The sequence below is a fragment of the Ruegeria sp. HKCCA4812 genome, assembly GCF_013034245.1.
Lineage (GTDB): Bacteria > Pseudomonadota > Alphaproteobacteria > Rhodobacterales > Rhodobacteraceae > Ruegeria.
In genome coordinates this window covers 527,430-548,123 of record NZ_WQFQ01000001.1, presented here as the reverse complement: position 1 = coordinate 548,123, position 20,694 = coordinate 527,430, and the positions used below count along the sequence as shown (strand labels likewise).

Annotated in this window: 21 protein-coding genes; 11 read left to right on the top strand and 10 right to left on the bottom strand. The window is 59.8% G+C overall.

What is annotated here, in order from left to right:
- Window positions 1-212 precede the first annotated feature (212 nt).
- Window positions 213-992 carry an exodeoxyribonuclease III gene (xth, locus tag GOW04_RS02735; protein WP_171231475.1) on the top strand — a complete coding sequence of 260 codons (780 nt, stop codon included), beginning with the start codon at window positions 213-215 and terminating at the stop codon, window positions 990-992.
- 4 nt (window positions 993-996) lie between these two features.
- Here the strand turns inward: xth and GOW04_RS02730 are convergent, their stop codons facing one another.
- Complete coding sequence (locus GOW04_RS02730) at window positions 997-2,142, bottom strand: FAD-dependent monooxygenase (RefSeq protein WP_171231474.1); 1,146 nt, start codon at window positions 2,140-2,142, stop codon at window positions 997-999.
- Between the two features lie 73 nt (window positions 2,143-2,215).
- Window positions 2,216-2,638: an RNA polymerase-binding protein DksA gene (gene dksA / locus GOW04_RS02725; RefSeq protein ID WP_171167736.1), complete on the bottom strand. Its 423-nt coding sequence runs from the start codon at window positions 2,636-2,638 to the stop codon at window positions 2,216-2,218.
- A 382-nt stretch (window positions 2,639-3,020) separates the two neighbouring features.
- Between dksA and GOW04_RS02720 the strand changes: the two genes are divergently transcribed.
- From GOW04_RS02720 to GOW04_RS02700, 5 genes are all read left to right on the top strand, one after another.
- Window positions 3,021-3,866: a MoxR family ATPase gene (locus GOW04_RS02720; RefSeq protein ID WP_152458249.1), complete on the top strand. Its 846-nt coding sequence runs from the start codon at window positions 3,021-3,023 to the stop codon at window positions 3,864-3,866.
- A gap of 101 nt (window positions 3,867-3,967) precedes the next feature.
- Window positions 3,968-4,426, top strand: coding sequence for a GNAT family N-acetyltransferase (locus GOW04_RS02715; RefSeq protein WP_171167728.1), 459 nt, complete (start codon window positions 3,968-3,970; stop codon window positions 4,424-4,426).
- On the top strand, window positions 4,423-5,790 hold the full coding sequence (locus GOW04_RS02710) for a DUF2927 domain-containing protein (protein ID WP_171231473.1): 1,368 nt from the start codon (window positions 4,423-4,425) through the stop codon (window positions 5,788-5,790). Before GOW04_RS02715 ends, GOW04_RS02710 begins: the two co-directional genes overlap by 4 nt.
- The gene (locus tag GOW04_RS02705) at window positions 5,771-5,968 is read left to right on the top strand and encodes a hypothetical protein (RefSeq protein ID WP_152458252.1); all 198 of its coding nucleotides are present in this window, start codon (window positions 5,771-5,773) and stop codon (window positions 5,966-5,968) included. The genes GOW04_RS02710 and GOW04_RS02705 overlap by 20 nt, the downstream gene beginning before the upstream one ends.
- Window positions 5,969-5,972: 4 nt before the next feature.
- Window positions 5,973-7,157, top strand: coding sequence for a VWA domain-containing protein (locus GOW04_RS02700; protein ID WP_171231472.1), 1,185 nt, complete (start codon window positions 5,973-5,975; stop codon window positions 7,155-7,157).
- A gap of 15 nt (window positions 7,158-7,172) precedes the next feature.
- Here the strand turns inward: GOW04_RS02700 and GOW04_RS02695 are convergent, their stop codons facing one another.
- The gene (locus tag GOW04_RS02695) at window positions 7,173-8,657 is read right to left on the bottom strand and encodes an inorganic phosphate transporter (RefSeq protein WP_171115489.1); all 1,485 of its coding nucleotides are present in this window, start codon (window positions 8,655-8,657) and stop codon (window positions 7,173-7,175) included.
- Window positions 8,658-8,866: 209 nt separating this feature from the next.
- Here GOW04_RS02695 and GOW04_RS02690 point away from each other — a divergent pair, with 209 nt between their 5' ends.
- Entirely contained in the window at window positions 8,867-9,553 is a 687-nt protein-coding gene (locus tag GOW04_RS02690; RefSeq protein ID WP_152458255.1) for a M48 family metallopeptidase, read from the top strand.
- 70 nt (window positions 9,554-9,623) lie between these two features.
- Here the strand turns inward: GOW04_RS02690 and GOW04_RS02685 are convergent, their stop codons facing one another.
- The 5 genes from GOW04_RS02685 to GOW04_RS02665 are packed head-to-tail and all read right to left on the bottom strand — an operon-like array spanning window position 9,624 to window position 14,888.
- The gene (locus GOW04_RS02685; RefSeq protein ID WP_171231471.1) at window positions 9,624-10,166 is read right to left on the bottom strand and encodes an RSP_2648 family PIN domain-containing protein; all 543 of its coding nucleotides are present in this window, start codon (window positions 10,164-10,166) and stop codon (window positions 9,624-9,626) included.
- On the bottom strand, window positions 10,163-11,365 hold the full coding sequence (locus tag GOW04_RS02680) for an RSP_2647 family RNA methyltransferase (RefSeq protein ID WP_171231470.1): 1,203 nt from the start codon (window positions 11,363-11,365) through the stop codon (window positions 10,163-10,165). Before GOW04_RS02680 ends, GOW04_RS02685 begins: the two co-directional genes overlap by 4 nt.
- Before the next feature lie 38 nt (window positions 11,366-11,403).
- The gene (locus GOW04_RS02675; protein WP_152458258.1) at window positions 11,404-11,676 is read right to left on the bottom strand and encodes a hypothetical protein; all 273 of its coding nucleotides are present in this window, start codon (window positions 11,674-11,676) and stop codon (window positions 11,404-11,406) included.
- Entirely contained in the window at window positions 11,660-14,455 is a 2,796-nt protein-coding gene (locus GOW04_RS02670) for a glutamine-synthetase adenylyltransferase (RefSeq protein ID WP_171231469.1), read from the bottom strand. Before GOW04_RS02670 ends, GOW04_RS02675 begins: the two co-directional genes overlap by 17 nt.
- Before the next feature lie 49 nt (window positions 14,456-14,504).
- The gene (locus GOW04_RS02665) at window positions 14,505-14,888 is read right to left on the bottom strand and encodes a nuclear transport factor 2 family protein (protein ID WP_254430051.1); all 384 of its coding nucleotides are present in this window, start codon (window positions 14,886-14,888) and stop codon (window positions 14,505-14,507) included.
- Window positions 14,889-15,036: 148 nt separating this feature from the next.
- On the opposite strand from GOW04_RS02665, the gene GOW04_RS02660 reads away from it, so the two are divergent.
- The 4 genes from GOW04_RS02660 to GOW04_RS02645 all read left to right on the top strand — a co-directional run bounded on the left by GOW04_RS02660 (window position 15,037) and on the right by GOW04_RS02645 (window position 17,254).
- Window positions 15,037-15,459 (top strand): DUF2852 domain-containing protein, encoded by a 423-nt coding sequence (locus GOW04_RS02660; RefSeq protein WP_171228134.1) that lies wholly within the window; start codon window positions 15,037-15,039, stop codon window positions 15,457-15,459.
- A 66-nt stretch (window positions 15,460-15,525) separates the two neighbouring features.
- A complete protein-coding gene (locus tag GOW04_RS02655; protein ID WP_171115477.1) occupies window positions 15,526-15,957 on the top strand; it encodes an RDD family protein in 432 nt (143 codons plus the stop codon).
- A 75-nt stretch (window positions 15,958-16,032) separates the two neighbouring features.
- Entirely contained in the window at window positions 16,033-16,857 is an 825-nt protein-coding gene (locus tag GOW04_RS02650) for an arginyltransferase (RefSeq protein WP_171204924.1), read from the top strand.
- A gap of 7 nt (window positions 16,858-16,864) precedes the next feature.
- Window positions 16,865-17,254: a VOC family protein gene (locus GOW04_RS02645; protein ID WP_171231467.1), complete on the top strand. Its 390-nt coding sequence runs from the start codon at window positions 16,865-16,867 to the stop codon at window positions 17,252-17,254.
- A 132-nt stretch (window positions 17,255-17,386) separates the two neighbouring features.
- Here the strand turns inward: GOW04_RS02645 and GOW04_RS02640 are convergent, their stop codons facing one another.
- Window positions 17,387-19,741, bottom strand: a complete 2,355-nt coding sequence (locus tag GOW04_RS02640) for a TRAP transporter large permease subunit (RefSeq protein ID WP_171231466.1) — start codon at window positions 19,739-19,741, stop codon at window positions 17,387-17,389.
- Between the two features lie 17 nt (window positions 19,742-19,758).
- Window positions 19,759-20,685: a TRAP transporter small permease subunit gene (locus GOW04_RS02635; protein WP_171228130.1), complete on the bottom strand. Its 927-nt coding sequence runs from the start codon at window positions 20,683-20,685 to the stop codon at window positions 19,759-19,761.
- Window positions 20,686-20,694 lie beyond the last annotated feature (9 nt).

Here is a 20,694-nt window from a genome sequence, read left to right as displayed (position 1 = left end):
GACCGAAAGACCAGAGGCCTTCACCTGGCGCGGTCATAGGCGTCCCCGCCTGTACCGCCACTTCAGCTTGAAGAAATTCGGTTAATAATCCGTTTCTTCATCTGGCCAAAAATATCCCGGAGCGCGAGGCAGAGCCTCGCAAATACGATCTCCGCCTTGCCGTTGGGCCCGTTCTGCGCGATAGGTTGCACCAAGTCTTCGGAGGATCGCGCATGAAAATCGCCACGTTCAACATCAACGGCATCAAAGCGCGGGCCGAAGCCTTGCCCCGTTGGCTGGACGAAGCGCAGCCGGACGTAGTGCTGTTGCAAGAGATCAAGTCGGTCGATGAAAACTTCCCGCGCGAGATATTCGAAGAGCGTGGGTTCAACGTGGAAACCCATGGACAAAAAAGCTTCAACGGCGTTGCAATCCTGTCGAAGCTTCCCCTCGAGGATGTATCCCGCGGCCTTCCCGGCGATGACGCGGATGAACAGGCCCGCTGGATAGAAGCCACCGTCGTTGGCAAAAAGGCTCTTCGGATCTGTGGATTGTACCTGCCCAATGGCAATCCCGCACCCGGCCCGAAATATGATTACAAACTGGCATGGATGGAACGGCTATATGACCGTGCCCGTGATTTGCTGGCCACCGAAGAACCCGCGTTGATGGCGGGGGATTACAACATCATCCCGCAGGCGGAGGACGCCAAACGCCCCGAAGCATGGCGCGACGATGCATTGTTCCGCCCCGAAAGCCGCGCCGCATTCCGCAAGATCCTGAATCTGGGCTTCACCGAAGCGTTCCGGGCCACCACCCAAAGCGCGGGGCACTATTCATTCTGGGACTACCAGGCCGGGGCCTGGAACCGGAACGACGGAATTCGGATCGATCACTTTCTGCTGACCCCGCAAGCGGCAGATCTAATGCGGGATTGCCAGATTGATGCCGCCGTGCGCGGGCATGAAAAGCCCTCGGATCACGTGCCTGTCTGGGTCGATCTGGATATTTAGCGGTTCAGGCCGTGACGTCGTAGCTGTATATCCATTCGTAGCGGCGTGACAATTTCCCTCCGATGGCCATAAGCGCACATTGGGCCGCCAAACGGGCGGGGCCTGACAGGTGGAAATTGCGTGCGTTCGACCCGGCAGCGGCAACCACGCTTTCGGCCCTTGGCCTGCGCGTTTGCTCGTAGGCGGCAAGCGCGCTGGTGACGCCCGAGTGTTCGTCGAATGATCGTGCAAGCGTCCAGGCATCTTCCAGCGCCAGGCAGGCGCCTTGTGCCATGAACGGCAAGGTCGGATGCGCCGCGTCCCCCAGCAATGCCAGACGACCATTCTGCCATTTTTCTGCGACCGGGCGCAGGAACAGGGCCCACAGATTCACATCCGAGACCTTTGACAGAATCTCACCGACAGGACCGCCGAACCCTGAAAAGCGTGCGCGCAGCTCGTCCGGATCGCCCTTCAGCTTCCATCCCTCTTCCCGCCAGTCCGAGCGTTCCTCGACCGCAACGATGTTCATCATGCTTTGATCGCGCAAAGGATAGGTTACGACATGCCGACCCGGCCCCATGGTCAGGGATGCCGTCACCACGCCTGAATCCGGTCGCCAGGGAATGGTGGCGCGCCAGGCGACCTGGTGCGTGAACTCGGGTGTCTCGGGCCCGTTCAGAGCCGGGCGAATCGTGCTTCGGCCACCGTCGGCGGCGATGACGCATTTGGCGCGCAGCCCCTCGCCGCTCGCCAACAGAATTTCGGCTTCGCTGGGGTGTTTCTGCACGTTGGAAACCTTGGCCCCCAGACGGACATCCACACCGGCCTGGCGGGCCGCAGAATGCAGAAGATTCAACAGATCGGCACGGTGAAAATAATAGGTCGGGCCAGCCGAAGGCCCGGGCAGCCGGCTGACAACGCGCCCTTTGCGGCAATCGCGCAAGATCGTACCGTGCGACTTCTGGCCCGCAGACAGATCCGCCACCCCAAGGGCGCGCAACACGCACATCCCGTTTTCACTGATCTGAAGGCCCGCGCCAACTTCGGTCAATGCCGGGGCTTGCTCCAGCAGGGTGACCTGCGCCCCGTGTTGCCGCAGCGCCAACGCAGCCGCCAGACCGCCGATGCCGCCGCCAATTACACAGAAATTCAACCGATTGATCTTCATGCCCCCCCGCATAACGCAAAAACGCCGGAGCCACAGGCCCCGGCGTTCGAAATTTTCCAGTTGCACCCGGCGATCAATCGTCGCGGTGGACCTTTTCGCGGCGCTCGTGGCGCTCTTGCGCCTCCAGCGTCATGGTTGCAATCGGACGTGCATCCAGACGTTTCAGCGAAATCGGATCGCCGGTCTTTTCGCAGTAGCCGTATTCACCTTCTTCGATCCGGCGCAGGGCTGCGTCGATCTTGGCAACCAGCTTGCGCTGGCGGTCGCGAGTCCGCAGCTCCAGAGCGCGATCGGTCTCCTCGCTCGCGCGGTCGGCGACATCGGGAATGTTTCGGGTGTTGTCCTGTAGCCCTTCGATCGTATCGCGGCTGCCCGCCAAAAGTTCATTCTTCCAATCCAACAGCTTGCGGCGGAAATATTCAAGCTGACGTTCATTCATGAAAGGTTCATCTTCGGCCGGGCGGTAATCCTCCGGCAGAAAAACTTCCTGTTTCATATTTGCTCCCTCGGTATGGCCAGAAACGTCGGTCGCGGATGTTTCACCTGACATTTGGCACCCCCTTCTGCGCAGCGTTTAGCCGACGGGCGTGGGATTGTCACTACACAAACGTTGCTTCAGCACGCCCTCGTGCTGTTTTGTCTAAATATGAGACAAACAACAACAAAACCCTGTTTTTCTATGAAATTTAGCAGGCCTTTTTGAGGCAGGTGTCAATTGGCAGGGTCCATTCGCGCACACGAATCAACCAAAAGGGCTTGGAGTTCCTGCAAAAATCGCCTCGACCGACGCAGGGACGCGGGTTGTCAAAATCATTGACCGTCTGTAACCCGGACAACACAACCTGCCCACGGATCACGAAAAACCACACGAGAGGCCCATGACCGCACGCTTTCAAGGTACAGCCGAATATGTCGCCACTGACGATCTGACGATTGCCGTGAACGCCGCCGTCACACTTGAACGCCCATTGCTGGTCAAGGGCGAGCCCGGCACCGGCAAAACAGAGCTGGCCAAACAGGTGGCCGGCGCACTGGGGCTGAGGATGATTGAGTGGAATGTGAAATCCACCACCCGCGCGCAGCAAGGCCTGTATGAATATGACGCGGTCAGCCGCCTGCGGGACAGCCAGTTGGGTGAGGAACGCGTGCATGACGTGTCGAACTATATACGCAAGGGCAAGCTGTGGCAGGCCTTCGAGGCCGACGAAAAGGTCGTTCTGCTGATCGACGAGATCGACAAGGCGGATATCGAGTTTCCAAACGACCTTTTGCAGGAACTCGACAAGATGGAGTTCCATGTCTACGAGACAGGGGAAACGATCCGGGCCAAAAACCGCCCTATCGTCATCATCACCTCGAACAATGAAAAGGAACTGCCGGACGCGTTTCTGCGCCGCTGTTTCTTTCACTACATCCGCTTCCCGGACGAGGCCACGATGCGCCGCATCGTCGAGGTTCATCACCCCGGCATCAAGGATGCGCTGCTGACCACCGCCCTGACCCAGTTCTATGAAATCCGCGAGACGCAGGGGCTCAAGAAAAAGCCGTCAACATCGGAAGTGCTGGATTGGCTGAAGCTGCTGCTGGCCGAGGACCTGAGCGCCGAAGACCTCAAGCGCGGCGGCGCAGATGCGCTTCCGAAGCTGCATGGCGCGTTGCTGAAGAATGAACAGGACGTGCATCTGTTCGAACGTCTGGCCTTTATGGCACGCGGCAAACGATAGCCGGACGGTGACCAGACGGTGATCATGGCTTGCCTTGGGACGGCCCGGATGCCAGCATCGGTCCATCTGGCGAAACAGAGCTTCGCCGCCCACAGAATTGGATGAAACGCGTGGCGAACGCACTGACAATCCGCACCCTGCGTGCCGAGGACAAAAGCCAATGGGCCGACATGTGGCGGGACTATCTGGCATTTTATGAAACCGCCCTGCCCGATGATGTATACGAAACAACCTTTTCCAGACTGCTGGGCGACGACCCGCAGGATTTTTCCTGTTTCGTTGCCGAGCAGAATGGCGCCTTGGTCGGACTGACACATTATCTGTTTCATCGCCACGCTTGGAAGGTGGAAAAGGTCTGTTACCTGCAAGACCTGTTCGCGCGCCCCGAGGCGCGGGGGGCAGGCGTTGGCCGGGCCTTGATCCAGGCGGTCTATGATGAGGCAGATCGTCAGGGCGCGCCGTCGGTCTATTGGCTGACCCAGGAATTCAACCACACTGCGCGGAAACTGTATGATCGCATCGGCACACTGACACCGTTCATCAAGTACGCCCGCTCATGAAGCGATTGAGTGCCCTTTTTCTGGCACTGGTTGTTGCCGGCTGCGCGACGGTTGAAACGATCGAACTGCCCGATCAGGTCGCGCCCATCGAAGCAAGCCTGCCGCCTGCAAAGTCTTTTTCAACGGCGCGCCCTTCGCCGCCTGCTCGGTCCAACAAGAACATCGCCTCTGACTTCCTGTCCCTGCATTTCGAACTGGAAAGCGGCGCCGCCCTGCCCGTTTTCACGCGTTTTGAGACCCCGGTCACAGTCCGCCTGACAGGATCGCCGACAGCAAGCATGCAGCAGGATCTGACCCGGTTGCTCAACCGTCTGAAGCGCGAGGCCGGGATCAACATCCGACAGATCGACGAAGGACAGGCCAATATCACCATCGAAGCCGTCAGCCAGAAAGACATTCTGCGCATTCTGCCCAATGCGGCCTGTTTCGTCGTCCCCAACTCCTCGAGCCTTGAAGAATATCGCCGTGACCGCCGAAAAATCAAAAGCAGCTGGACTGAACTGCGCAAACGCGAACGGCTTGGGATTTTCATCCCATACGACGTCAGTCCGCAGGAAATACGTGATTGCCTGCATGAAGAACTGGCCCAAGCGCTTGGTCCGCTGAACGATCTGTATCACCTGCCGGATTCGGTGTTCAACGACGACAATATCCATACGGTTCTGACCGGGTTCGACATGTTAATCCTGCGGGCTGCCTATGCGCCGGAACTGCGCACCGGCATGACCCGCGATCAGGTCGCCGCGGTCATCCCGGGGGTTCTCAGCCGGATGAACCCGCGCGGGGACAGGGTGCCCGTTCAACCCTTTACGGATACGCCGCGCGAATGGATTGACGCGATTCAGAAATCACTGGGACCGGGCGCAGGGTCGCCCAGACAGCTGCGCGCTGCCCGAAAGGCGGCGCGGATCGGTCAACAACAGGGATGGACGGATCACCGCCGCGCCTATCCTCATTACCTGATAGGCCGGATGGAACAATTCCGGGACCCCAACGAAGCTCAACGCCAGTTTCAGATTGCGCAGCAATTTCTGAAGGCCACACCCGGCACAGAGGTGCATCAGGCCTATGTCACCACGCAAACTGCGGCATTTGCCCTGGCACAGGAAAAGGGACCCAGTGTTCTGCCCGAGCTGAACAGGGCCATCGATGTCATGACACGGGCAGAAAATGCGTCTCTGCTGGCCACGTTGCTGTTGCTGAAATCAGAAGCGCTGAAGCAGGCGGGGCAGATACAGCAAGCACGTGCCGTCAGGCTGGACAGCCTGGGATGGGCGCGGTACGGGTTTGGCTCGGATCTGGTGGCCCAGTCGTTGTCGCGGGGCAATGACCGAAGAAACACGGATGGCACGAAAGACGGATGACGCACATATGTTGGTAGTTCTGGGAATGGCGGCACTGGGTGCGACCTTGGGCGCACTGGCCGCGAAAAAGCGCAGCGGCAATCGCGCCGACATGGCGCAATATGCCGCCGGATACGGCATTGCCTTTGCGCTGGTGGGTCTGGTGATCTCGTTGGTTCTGGTGCGTTTGGTGGGCTGACACGATGTTCCTGCCCTTTTTCGAAAACCTTCGCGAAGCTGGCATCCCGGTATCGCTGCGGGAGTATCTGACTTTTCTGGAAGGCATGAAAAAGGGTCTGGCCACCTATGATGTCGAGGCGTTCTACTATCTCGCCCGCGTGTCGATGGTGAAGGACGAACGCAACATCGACAAGTTCGACCGCGCCTTTGCCGCCAGTTTCGAAGGACTGAACGAGATCAGCTTCGATCAGGTTCTGGAAGCCGTTGACATCCCTGGCGACTGGCTGGCCAAAATGGCCGAAAAACACTTGTCAGACGAGGAAAAAGCCGAGATCGAGGCGCTTGGCGGTTTCGACAAGCTGATGGACACGCTGCGCGAGCGTCTCAAGGAACAACAAGGCCGCCATCAAGGCGGCAACAAGTGGATCGGCACGGCCGGGACCTCTCCTTTCGGGGCCTATGGCTACAACCCCGAAGGCGTGCGCATCGGCCAAAAGGAAAGCCGCCACCAGCGCGCGGTCAAGGTTTGGGACAAGCGCGAATTCAGAAACCTGGACGACACGGTTGAACTGGGCACGCGCAACATCAAGGTTGCCCTGAAACGCCTGCGCCGCTGGGCGCGCGAAGGTGCTGCGGAAGAACTGGATCTGGACGGCACCATTCGCGCCACGGCCGAACACGGCTATCTGGACGTCAAGACCCGCCCCGAACGTCACAACGCGGTCAAAGTGCTGCTGTTTCTGGACGTTGGTGGATCAATGGACCCGCATATCAAAGTGGTGGAAGAGCTGTTTTCAGCCGCACGGTCCGAGTTCAAGCATCTGGAATACTATTATTTCCACAATTGCCTTTACGAAGGCGTCTGGCGTGACAATCGCCGCCGCTGGGACCAGCAGACGCCCACGCATGAAGTGTTGCGCACCTATGGGCCCGACTACAAATGCATCTTCGTCGGCGACGCCTCGATGAGCCCATATGAGATCGCCTATCCCGGCGGCGCCAACGAGCATTGGAACGCCGAGGCCGGGCAAGTCTGGCTGCAACGCGCGCGGGATCAATGGGCGTCGAACCTGTGGATCAATCCCGTGCCCGAGAAATATTGGGAATACACCCATTCCATCGGCATGATTCAGGAAATCTTCGAAGGCCACATGGTGCCGATGACCCTGGCAGGGCTGGAACAGGGAATGAAAGCGCTGACCCGTTGAGGTCAGCGCCAGAGTTTACCCGGCAATCACCTGAATCCCAAGAAACAGGATCGCTGCCAGCATTGCTGCGGCGGGAACAGTGATAACCCACGCGGCAACGATGGTCAGGAAATGCGACCGGCGAACCAGCTTGCGGCGGCGGCGTTCTTCCGGCGCGACGCGGGGGCGTTCGGGAAAGGCCAGCCTTGCGCGTTTCAGCCTTCGCTCGGCATCCCATTCCCGGAAGAACCCGACCCCGAATACAGCGCCAACCGCGATATGGGTGGAACTGACAGGCAGGCCCAGCCAGCTTGCAACGATTACCGTGATCGCAGCCGACAGGGCGACGCAATAGGCCCGCATCGGGTTGAGCTTGGTGATCTGGCTGCCGACCATGCGGATCAGTTTTGGACCAAACAGGAACAGGCCGAATGATATCCCGAACGCACCGATGACCATGACCCAATGGGGAATGCTGACGGCATGAGTGAAATCGCCCGAGGCAGAAGCCTGCACAATCGCGGCCAACGGCCCCACCGCGTTGGCAACGTCATTTGCGCCATGCGCAAAGCTCAGCAGCGCTGCAGAGACGATCAGTGGAATTCCAAACAGAATCTTCAGCGATTTGTTGCGGTTCTCAAGCCCTTCGGACTGGCGGCGGATCACCGGGATCATCACTGCCCAGATCAGCCCTCCACACGCCGCACCGATCAGCAACGCCGTCCCGAGATCGATCTTGATGATTTTCTTGAGGCCCTTGAGCGCCAGATAAGATGCAAAGGCTCCCGCCATGATCCCGACCAGCATCGGCACCCATTTGCGGGCCGCGGCGATCTTGTCTTCCTGATAGATGATCCTGGCCTTGATGAACCACAGGAAACCGGCTGCGACCAAGCCTCCCAGAAGTGGCGAGATCACCCAGCTGGCGGCGATTTTGCTCATGGTACCCCAGCTTACGGCGCCGAACCCAGCCGCGGCGATCCCTGCCCCCATGACGCCGCCCACAACCGAATGCGTGGTGGAAACCGGCGCACCGACCCATGTGGCCAGATTGACCCAAAGCGCCGAGGACAGCAGCGCCGCCATCATCGCCCAAATGAAGACGTTGGCCGTTCCCATGCTTTCCGGCGCAATAATTCCCTTCGCGATGGTCGACACGACATCGCCCCCGGCAATGAGCGCCCCGGCGCTTTCAAAAATGGCGGCAATCGCGATGGCACCGCCCATGGTCAGCGCATTCGCCCCCACCGCAGGGGCCATGTTGTTGGCGACGTCATTGGCCCCGATATTCAGCGCCATATAGGCCCCGAACATCGCCGCGATCACGACGACAAGCGCGTTGTTGCCCTGCCCGAACAGAAAAGCGGCCACAAGGCCTGCGGTGACAATGAATGCCAGGGCAATCCCTGAGCCCACAAAGGGCCGTCCAGCCTGTGCGGTCGCCATTTCTAGGCGTGAAAAGCGCCGCAAATCCCGGTCGAGTGTTTCCAGGTGACGCGCTTCATAGTTCTTGTCGGTCATGGGTCCCCCATCGATAGCGCCCCGTCGGTTAAGTGGGATCGTTGAAATAATCAACAGCTCATATCGCAAGATCACAACTTATCGAAGGTTGTGCCTGTTTCGGCGCACGAGGAGGGTTTTGCCGATTTCGGCGCACGAACATGCGGGTCCCGACGAACATCCCGCAGGTGTGACTTGCGCAATGCCCATGTTCGGACCATATCTTTGACATGCTTCGATTGACCCCGATCCTGCTGGCAATTGGCTACGCCATCGTGATGTACCGTATTTCGGTCTGGCGCACCCATCGTGAGCTGGACGCAAAATCGACCGAATTGGCCGACCCGGTGCTGAAACGGATGACGGATCGGCTGGCCGCGGCTTTGGAAATCGATCGGGTCCCCGTCTATATCTACGAGATCGACCCGGTGAACGGGCTGGCTGCTCCGGACGGTCGGATTTTCATCACGCGCGGGTTTTACCGAAAATTCCGCAACGGAGAGGTTTCGGCCGAAGAAATGGCCAGCGTGATCGCCCATGAATTGGGGCATGTTGCCTTGGGTCATGCAAAGCGACGGATGATTGATTTTTCAGGTCAAAACGCAATGCGGACGGCGCTGATCATGGTGCTAAACCGGTTTATTCCGTTCATCGGAGCGATGATTGCGAATGCCTTGACGTCATTGCTGGCCTCGCGCCTGTCACGACAGGATGAGTATGAGGCGGACGAATATGCCGCCGCCTTGCTGACCAAGGCCGGAATCGGGATCGGGCCGCAGAAATCCTTGTTTCACAAGCTGGAAGACCTGACGCAGCAACGGGCGGGCGTTGCCCCGGCATGGTTGATGAGCCACCCGAAAACGGGTGAGCGCATAGCGGCACTGGAGGCCCTTGAGCAGCGTTGGGCGCGTGGCTGAGGGTGCGCAGCGAGAGGCCAGCCTCTCGCGCTCTCCGGGACATTTTTTAGCCAGATGAAGGGGCCCCCGTCTATTGAGTGAGCGCCTTGCCAAGGCGTGGAAGGCGGGCCTTTTTCATCAGCGCGCGCAAGGTCCATTGGTGGCCGGAAAGGCGGATGGCTTCACTCAGAACGCGATCGGCGATGGTCGCGAGGCCGTCAGGGTCCGATAGCCAGAGACTATGCAGCAAGCCGTCGGGATCTCGGCGGTCGAGCCCCTCCTCTGCCAGAATATTTCTGGGGAAATCCTTGGCGTTGACGGTGACGATGACGTCAGCCGAGGCCGTGATGGCCGTCGCAAGGACGTGGATATCGGCGGAGTCGGGCAGCCAGAGGCGCTGCTCCAGCCCCGGGACCGGCGCGCGTTCGGCCTGCGGCCACTGCGCCTGCGCCAAGGCAATTTCGGCACGGGCTTGCGCCTCGCCCGTCGGGCCCAGCTTGCGCGCGGCGCGGGCCCATTCTTCGAGGATGCGGGCAGACCAGATCGGAGTGAAATGGCCAAGGCGGGCCGCGCCCAGCAGCATCTCGCGCATCACCGTGGGATAGATGACGCAGGCGTCGAGAACGGCCCTCACAGGCGGTAGAACACTGCTTTGAGGTAGCCGCTTTCCGCCAGTTGCGGCAGTTGCGGGTGATCCGGACCCGCAAACCCGGTGTGGATCAGTTGCGCCTGTCGCCCGGCACGCCCGATCCCACGGGAGGACGCATCGCGGAACCGGCTCAGGTCAGCCGCGTGCGAACACGAACACAGCCCCAGATAACCACTGGGTTTGACCAGAGGCGCCGCCAGTCGTGCGATACGTTCATAGGCGCGCAGCCCCGCATCCAGCGCTTGTCTGGACGGTGCAAACGCGGGCGGATCGCAGATCACCACGTCAAATCGCGCGCCTTCTTCGCCCAGTTGAGTCAGAACCTCGAACGCGTCGCCCTGTCGGGTCTGGAACTCTTCAGCAAGGCCCGACGCCTCGGCCCCTTGTTTCGCGAGGTCGAGCGCGGCGGCTGAGCCATCGACGGACAATGCCTGCCCCGCACCGCCTGCAAGCATCGCCAGACCGAAGCCGCCCACATGACTGAACACGTCCAGCACCTGCGCATCGGGATGAACCAGGCGCGCGGCAAAGGCGTGGTTGGGGCGCTGGTCGTAAAACAGCCCGGTCTTCTGACCGCCTGTCAGATCCGCCATGTAGGTGGCGCCATTCATCGGCACAGGCAGGGGCGCATCGGGCGCGGATCCGCGCAATATTTGGTTGACGTCGTCCAACCCCTCCAGCCCGCGTGTACGGCCCGAGGCGTTCTTCAGCACCGTGGTCACGCCAGTGACTTTGACCAGAGCTTGGGTCAGCAGGCCCAGATGCGCCTCAGCCCAGGTCGCGTTGGGCTGAATGACGCAGGCCTCGCCAAAGCGGTCGATGATGACGCCGGGGAAGCCGTCCGCTTCGGCATGGATCAGGCGATAATACGGGGCGTCAAACAGGCTTTCTCGCAGATCGAGGGCGCGCTGCAAACGGTTCTCGAACCATGTCGCGTCAAGCTGCGCATCGATGTCACGGTCCAGCACCCGGCACATGATCTTGGACGCGGGGTTGACCGCGACCAGCGCGACGGGCGCCCGTTTGTCATCTTCGAGCACCGCCAATGCGCCCGCGGGGATTTTTCTGGTACGGCGGTCCGAGACGATGTCATTGGCGTAGACCCAGGGGAAACCATGGCGCAGGCCGCGCGCATTGGCTTTGGGTTTCAGGCGGATACGGGGACGGTCGGCAGATTGGGTCATGGCGCCCTCATAGTCCTGAACGCGCCGGTGGGAAAGCCCTAGCGGTTACGGGATCGCCAACCGCCGCGGCGTTTTGGGGCCTTTGCCGTCTGAAGGCCTTCGGTCAGAACCTGTGTCATCGGATGATCGGGGTTCTGCTCGGCATAGCCCGCGTGCAGCTCGGCCAGCGCCGTGTTCTGGTCGCGATCCGCAGGAAGGCTCAGCGCCCAGTCCAAAAAGATGCTGCGGCACTCTGGCAGGGTGATGCCGTCGATTCGATAGGCTTCGCGGATCAGACCTTTGTGGTCGTTGGGATCACTGCTGCGCGCCATCTTCTTCCCCCTTGATCACGCCGCCGATCAGATCGGCCGCGGTCGTGTAACATTCCTGCAATGCCGCCTGCAACGCCTCGACCTGTTCGAACCCGGTGGCGCGGCACAAAAATGCCGTACCGCCTTCCCCGATCTTGTCGGCTTCGATTGTCTTGCCCGACAGCAACCGCGCGGCGCATTGCACCGACCAGAATAGGTCATAGCAGTCTTTCAGAGATTGCGCCTGCGCGACATCCAGCAACCCGGCTGCGACGGCACCATCCAGACCCGACGCGACATCGCGCTGCGCGGACCCTGCCAGCAAAGCACCGGTTTCGGCCATCAATTCGATATCCATCAGCCGGCCGGGGCCGTTCTTGGCGTCCCAGATGCCGGCGGGCGCCTTGGCCGCGGCCAGGCGTGACCGCATCTCGGCCACTTCGCGCAGAACATTCCCCTGCTCTCGCGGGTGCGACAGAAACTCGGTGCGGAAGGCTTCGATTTCCTCGGCCAGTCCGGCATCCCCGGCAACAACATGCGCGCGGGTCAGGGCCAGATGCTCCCACACCCAGGCTTCGTTCCGCTGGTAATTGACAAAGCTGGCCCAACTGGTCGCAACCGGCCCCTGATTGCCCGAGGGACGCAATCGCATATCGACCTCATACAAGCGTCCTTGCGACATCGGCGCGGACAATGCCGTGATCAGGGCCTGCGTGAACCGCGCATAATACGTGCGCGTGGCCAAAGGGCGCGGACCGTCAGACATGTCCTGATCCAAAGGATCGTAGATGACGATCATGTCCAGATCGGATTGCGAGTTGATCCGGCCTGCCCCCAGCGACCCCATCCCAAGCACGGCAGCGCCGCGCCCCGGTGCAGGGCCGTGTTTGCGGGCGAAATTTTCGGTGACATGCGGCAGGATGGCCGCGATGACCGACTGCGCAAGATCGGCATATTGCCGACCTGCCCGAACCCCGTCGATTAGGCCGCGCAGGTGATGCACGCCGACCCGGAAATGCCATTCCTTGCACCAGCGCCGGGCAAGATCAAGCTGGGTTTCATAATCCGTTTCTTCCGACAAAGCCTGCGTCAATTCCGCTTGCAACGCCTCTTGCCCGGGCCAATCCGCAAAGAAACTGCCCCCGATCACCGCATCAAACACCGACGCGTTGCGGGACAGGTGCGAAGCCAGAGCATGCGAGGTTCCGACGATATCGATCAGCAAGTCGATCAGTTGCGGATTCGCCTCGAACAGCGAAAACAGCTGCACCCCGGCGGGCAGGCCCGCCAGGAACCCGTCCAAAGCCAACAATGCTTCGTCGGGCTTGGCGGTTTTGGCCAGACGTGACAGCAGTTCGGGGCGCAGACGTTCGAAAATCCGCGCGCCGCGCTGGGACCTGAGGGCCGGATATGTCGTCCATCGGGCCAGAACGTTCTTGTCGAACTCCACATCCTGTACATGGGCGGGCGCTGCACCAGGTCCGGGGGCAAAGAACCCTTCGGTCAGCTCATGCACTTCGGTCAGACGGTTTTTCAGGTCCTGCGTCAACTCGGCACTGCTGATCCCCATCAGGCAGGCGACGCGTTCGATCCCGTCGGGTGAGTTCGGCACCTTGTGGGTCTGCGCATCATGAATCATCTGGATGCGATGTTCGACTTCGCGGTGCGCGCGGTAATGATCGGTCAGCTTGTCCGCCACATCCTGTGGCACCCAGCCTTTTGCCGCCAGCGCCGCCAGCCCGGGAACCGTGCCTCGTACCCGCAGGTCAGCGTCCCGCCCGCCCGCGATCAACTGGCGGGTTTGCGTGAAAAACTCGATCTCGCGGATACCGCCCTGCCCCAGTTTCATGTCGTGACCGGGGATCGACAAAGACCCGCCTGTCCCTTTGTTTTCCCGGATGCGCAGGCGCATGTCATGGGCGTCCTGAATGGCGGCAAAGTCCAGATGGCGGCGCCAGACAAAGGGGCGCAAGCCGTCCAGGAAACGCTGCCCCGCATCCAGATCCCCGGCGCAGGGCCGCGCCTTGATGTAAGCCGCACGCTCCCACGTGCGACCGAGGCTTTCGTAATACCGCTCGGCGGCCTCCATCGCCATGCAAACCGGTGTCACGGCCGGGTCGGGGCGCAGCCTCAGATCCGTTCGGAACACATAGCCATCCGCCGTCTTCTCGCTCAACGTCGCACAGAAGTTGCGCGTGGCCCGAACCATGCTCTGCCGGGCCTCGTAAAAGTCATCGGGGTCAAAGCGCGTCTCATCAAACAGGACGATCAGATCGATATCCGAGCTGTAGTTCAGCTCATGCGCGCCCATCTTGCCCATCGCCAATATGACCAGGCCGGCTGCGGTTTCGACATCATCCTCGGTCATGCCCGGCAGCTTCTTGCGCCGGATCAGTGTCGCGATCTCGGCCTTGGCGGCAACATCCGCGGCCAGCGCACCGAAATCGGTCAGGGCCGCCGTGACCTTCTCCAATGGCCACGCACCTGCAATATCGGCCAACGCCGTAAGCAGAGCCATTCGCCGCTTGGCCTGCCGCAATCCGGGTTTCAACTGATCCGGCGGCAGATCACGCGCAGCAGCCATGACGTCGGCCAATGCCTGATCCGGGTGCATCAGGGCCTCGGGCAGCCAGCCCTTCTCTTGTTCGATCAGGCTTTTCAGATAGGGGCTGGAACCGGCGGTGCCCGCCACCAAATCCGCCATCTCGGCCGGCAAATCAGGCATCAGGGCCCGCGCTTCGGCCCCCAGGGATGGATCGAAAGCGCGCGGTAGTCTTGAAATGGCTAAAACGTCTGTCATGGGCGCAAACTGCGCATCGCGGCGCGTGATCGTCAATGAGGCATTCTGATCAGGTGTTCTGAACCGGCGTGTCCTGACTGAAACTGTTGACCCAAACGTCGTTTCTGCGTTCCCACAAAGAAGAAATCAGCATCGCCTCGCGCGTTGTCGCACCCGGGCGCAGGTAATCGGCCTTGTAGGACAGCAAGACGATATCCGGTGTCAGAACACGCAATCTCGCGTCGCTCAGTTCGAACTCGGCCATCGTCGGAGCATCTGCAAATTGGCCGACATGATCGTCACGATTGGCAAATCCCGTCGGATAGACCCCAAGAAAATCCGCGCTCAGCAACGCCCGGTCCGCGATAGCGTTGCCCTCGACCAGCGCCATCCAGACCTGCTTTTCCAAATTCAGAATCTCACTCAGCGCAGGTGCCGTTTTGTGTTCTGTCATATCCATTTCCGCAACCTGCGGCTGATGACGCTCACCGTCAACCGGCTTGCTGAATGTAAACCTTTTTTACATTGACCCCTTGCAACCCCCGCCCACGACCCCATCTAAGCAATGTGAAAAGAGTTTACATCAACCCTGGAGAGCTCAAATGACCGCATTGTCCGACCCCGCCGTCCCCGCGAATCCGGGATGGCTTTATCGAATCGAGGCCTGGCTGGATGACAAAGGCAAAGGGGCCTGGATCGCCGCCATGGTCCTTGGTTTTATCTTCTTCTGGCCGGTTGGCCTGGCCCTTCTGGCTTACATGATCTGGAGCAAACGCATGTTCAGCAAATCCTGCAGCCGCCGCAAATCCTGGCACAGCCACATGAGCGCGATGAAACCATCCGGCAACAGCGCGTTTGACGCCTACAAGGCAGATACACTGGCCCGCCTTGAACGCGAACAGCAGGACTTCGAGGCATTCCTGCGCCGCCTGCGCGATGCCAAGGACAAGGCGGAGTTCGACGAGTTCATGGACGAACGCGCCCGCGAGAACCATGAAGACGACGGAAATGGCAAGCCCGCCTGATTGACCTTGCCCTGTCCCGGCATTCCGGGACAGGGTACCCTGACCCATTTTTTTCGGACCTGATGAATGAACCACCTGCCTGACCCGGATACCCAACCAGAATTCTACAACTCGGTAACAAGCAAACGCTTTGTCGCTTGGTTGTTTGATATCGCCTTCATCTCGCTGCTCTGCACCGTGGCGATCCTGTTGAGCGCAGGCCTCGGTCTGTTTTTTCTGGCAGTGATCTATGCCGTGATCAGCTTTGTCTATCGCGTAGTAACCATCACGAACGGCTCGGCCACACTGGGCATGCGGTTCATGGGAATCGAATTGCGCGACGCATTCGGAGAACGAATGGATATGGGCAAGGCCATCGCCCACACTGCCGGTTATTTCGTCAGCATGGCGTTTGCGGTGATCCAGATCATCTCGGTGATCATGATGTTGACCAGCGCCCGCGGCCAGGGTCTGACCGACAGTTTTCTGGGCACGGTCATGATCAATCGACGGGCCTGACACGCGGTTGCGCGAAACACTTGGCGGCCTCGGGAACGGTTGCTATCATCCCTCCCGAGGCTATCTGGGAACTTCATGCGACACACGCTGCCAATTGCGCCACAATTCTATGTCACGGCCCCGCAACCCTGCCCCTATCTCGATGGCAGGATGGAGCGTAAGCTGTTCACCGCGCTTCAGGGCGAAGGTGCGGAACAGTTGAACAATTCCCTGTCGCAGCAGGGGTTTCGCCGATCGCAGAATGTACTCTACCGCCCTTCCTGCACAGATTGCGCGGCCTGCCTGTCCGCTCGGATCGACGTATCGGCTTTCCGCCCGACAAAAAGCCAGAAACGCGCGGTGAAACGCAACGGATATCTGCAACGCCGCGCCACATCGCCCTGGGCCACGGACGAGCAGTATGAGCTGTTCCGCCGCTATCTTGATACCCGACACGCCGATGGCGGCATGGCCGACATGGACGTGTTCGAATTTGCGGCAATGATCGAGGAAACCCCGATTCGAAGCCGAGTGGTGGAGTATGCAGATCCTGAGACCGGCGACCTGATCGCTGTCAGCCTGACCGACGTGCTCGATGATGGGCTGAGCATGGTCTACTCTTTCTACGATCCGAACCAGCCTCAGAATTCTCTGGGCACCTATATGATCCTGGACCATATCCAGATCGCGCGCGAAGCTGGCCTGCCCTATATCTACTTGGGCTATTGGGTCCCCGGCAGCCCCAAGATGGGCTACAAGGCAAAATTCTCTGGGCTTGAGGCCTATGTTCAGGGCGAATGGCAAAAGATCACAGATCCTGATACCTTCTGCTCTTCCTCACGGCACCCCCTGTCCACCGCTCCGATTGCCGAGCAAGTGGCCAATATCCAGCTTCCCGACCGCCACCCCACCAAGGGCTGACCATCCGATGAAACAGAACCTGCACGCCGTCACCCTCGTGGTGCCGGATTACAATGACGCACTTGCGTTTTATACGGGAAGACTTGGCTTCCAGCTCTTGAAGGACATCGATCTCGGGGGCGGAAAACGCTGGGTCCTGATCACACCGCCGGGTTCAGACGGCGGCGGCCTTCTTCTGGCCAAAGCCGACGGGCCCGAGCAACGCGCCGCCATCGGCAACCAGACCGGCGGCCGTGTGGGCTTTTTCCTTCAAACCGATGATTTCCAACGCGACTACACACAGATGCGTGCCAACGGGGTCCATTTCGAAGAAACTCCCCGCTTTGAATCCTATGGCACAGTCGCCGTCTGGCGCGATCCTTATGGCAACCGCTGGGATCTGATCCAATTCACCTGATCCGCTTCTTCATCTGGCCCCAAATATCCCGGGGATGAATTGGCCGCAGGGCAAGAAGGGGCTGGCCCCTTCCCTGCAACAAACAAGAAAAAGGGGGCCGACAGGCCCCCTTTTGCATTTTGATGATCCGGATCAGTTCGGGATCAGGTCCGGTACGATCGTGACAATCGCCGGGAAGAACCACAGAATTGCGATCCCTACCACCTGGATGAGAACAAACGGAATGATCCCGCGATAGATATGGCCCGTCGTCACTTCCTTCGGCGCAACCCCTCGCAAGTAGAACAACGCGAACCCGAACGGTGGTGTTAGGAAGGATGTTTGCAGGTTCACCGCCACCATGATCGTCACCCATTTCGGGTCGAACGACCCGCCATAGATCACCGGCCCCACGATCGGGATCACGATGTAGATGATCTCGAGGAAATCCAGCACGAAGCCCAGAATGAACAACACCAGCATCACGATCAGAAAGACCGTGAACTCGTTGTCAAAACTCTTCAGGAATTGCTGGATATAGTGCTCCCCTCCGAACGAGATCACCACCAGGTTCAGCAATTGGGATCCGATCAGGATGGTAAACACCATCGAGGTCACCTTGGCCGTCTCGCGCACCACCGGGGTCAGAACTCCGCTTGAATACAGCACCCAGCACCCGAACAGCAGCCCGAACAAGGCATACAGATAGGCTGCATACGCGATGATGAAGGCGATCCAGGTCTCCAACGTCACATTGCCCTGATTGACCCGCAGGTCAAAGTTGACCCCCATCAGCAAGGCGATGATCACGGCAAAGGTCGACCAGATGATCACCTTGCCCGATCGCCCCTGATCCTGAAGCTTGCGATAGGCCGCCAGCATGATCGCGCCACCCGCCCCCAGCGCAGCCGCCGGCGTCGGGTTGGTCACACCACCCAGGATCGACCCCAGAACCGCGATGATCAGAACCAGTGGCGGGAAGACCACGCGGATCAGGTCATTGGTCGCACATCGCGCTGCGGCTTCCTTGCAACCATACATGGCCAGCGCAAATGGCAACGCGAGCAACAGGAACGTCGCCCCAGAAGATGTCGTGGGCGAAATCAGCAAAATATCGACCAACACCATAAGCAGCAGACCAATCGCACCAACGATAAGCGGCTGTGGCGCACGCGAGGGGGCGATGCCACGACCCAGCACCAGAGTGAGGCCCAACAGCACGACGGTGATCGCGACACCCGTGCCAATTGGTGCGGCTGATGCAATCATTTCCTGTTGTGCGGCGGCCAGTTCTTCTTCGGTCAGGCGCTGAGACTCAGCTGCACCGCCAGCGGCGTCGATGGCTTCCTGCTCGGCGACGGCCTGATCCCAGGCGGCCTGACCATGCAGATCGATCATCGATACCTTGCATTCTTCCGACACGTTGGTACGCAACGATGCGCCCTGTCCGATGTCCGAGAAAGCCGAGACCGAAATGTTCTGGCTGCCGATCAGGCCGACATTGCCCAGCAACACGGTGCCGACGATCAGCGCAACCGGTGCGCCCAGCAGCCAAGTCAAACCTTCGGACCGGGTGATCGGCTCACCCGACCCGCCTGAAAGCGCCACGGCAGGTGCCTTATGGGGATTCAGCAATGCATAACCAAAGGCATACAACGCATAAAGCAGGGCCAGAAGGATCCCCGGCAAAAGAGCCGCCTGGAACAAGGTTCCGACCGAGACAACTGCCGGCTCTCCCAAATAGGTCAGCGCATCGGTACATCCCGCCTCAACTGCCCGCGTCTCCTGCGCTGTCGAGTACAAATCGCCCGCCAATGTGCCAAGCAGAACGATCACGATCGAGGGCGGAATAATCTGCCCCAGCGTACCCGAGGCCGCGATCACACCCGTTGCAAGCTCTGGCGAGTAGTTGTTCCGTAACATGGTTGGCAGCGCCAGCAGGCCCATGGTCACCACGGTCGCGCCAACGATGCCGGTAGAGGCCGCAAGAAATGCCCCCACAACCACGATGGACACGGCCAGACCACCCGGCAGTGGACCAAACACGCGCGCCATCGTCGTCAACAGGTCGTTCGCGATTTTTGAACGCTCCAGTGTGATGCCCATCAGAACGAACATCAGCACGGCCAGCAATGTTTCGATGGACTGACCGGCCAGAACACGTTCGTTCATGCGATTGACGATGAACGACACGTTGCGGTCCAGCGCGGTTTCCCAACCTTGCACAAAAACCGGCTCGGCGATCCTCGGTAACTCCGGGTATCGGAACACGGAAATCACATCCGCTTTGACCCCGGAATTCACTAGATCCCGATAGGCTTGCGAGCCCGTGTCGATTGCCTGGTGGACCAACAGCCCGGCGCTGTCCAGTGCGGCAATGATCCCGAAGGAAATCACCCCGGCGCCACCGATGGCAAAGGCCACCGGGAAGCCGGAAAGGATGCCCCCAAAGAGGCAGAAGAATACGATAATGAGGCCTATCTCGACGCCATCAAGTCCGAATAGCATTGTCTTGGTCTCCGTCCTTAATGCGCGCCTTCATAGGCTTCTTCGCCCTCACCAAGGCTGTCCTTGTCGAGGTATTTTCCAGTGCTTTCCGGCCCTTCCACATACTCAAGATACGAGCGGTACAGGAATGCGATTGCGTGCAAGAACACCATCGCGGCAAAAGCCACCAGCAAGATCTTGAACAGGAAGTATCCATTGAACCCGTTGGGACTGAACCCGATGGTTTCCACGTTCCAGCGCAGGGCGCGGGACTTGGCCACCAGCCGGTCCAGCGTGTCACTGGCCGAAGGCTTCGGCACGATCAGATGCCGCCACATGAAGTACCAGCCATACATCCAGGTCAGCACCGCCATGGGCATCATGAACAAAACCGCACCGCACATATCAACCACCCGTTTGGCACGGTGGCTGATGCCGGCATAAATGAGGTCAACACGCACATGCCCACCCTGCACGAATGTGTAGGTACAGCACAGGCACACGACCATCGCATTATACAGCTTCAGTTCTTCCGCGAACCAGCTGATATCCATCTGGAACGGGATACCCAAACCAAAGGACATATCGGGTCTGGTAAAGACCCGCTGCATGAAAACGATCACGATCTGCTGGATCACCATCAAAAGGCCTGCCCAGGCAAAGAAGCGCCCGGTGGTATTGGCGAACCCCTCAAGGCCCCGCACGATGGCCCACATGAAGTTCCGGTAGTACAGCCCGATGGCCGTCAGAACCAGAAAGAACGTGAACACCACAAAGAAGAACTCGACCGAACCACCGTAATAGACAAAGCGCATGATCGACGCCTTGTCGGACCAGTCCAGCCAGAGTTGCGGATGCGTGATGGCGTATCCGAAATTATAGAAGGCTTCGGCAATGTTCTGAATGAACCAGACCAGTCCATTCCACAGGGCGCCGAAGAACGAGATACCGTTTTCGTCCTGCATGTTGTCCCC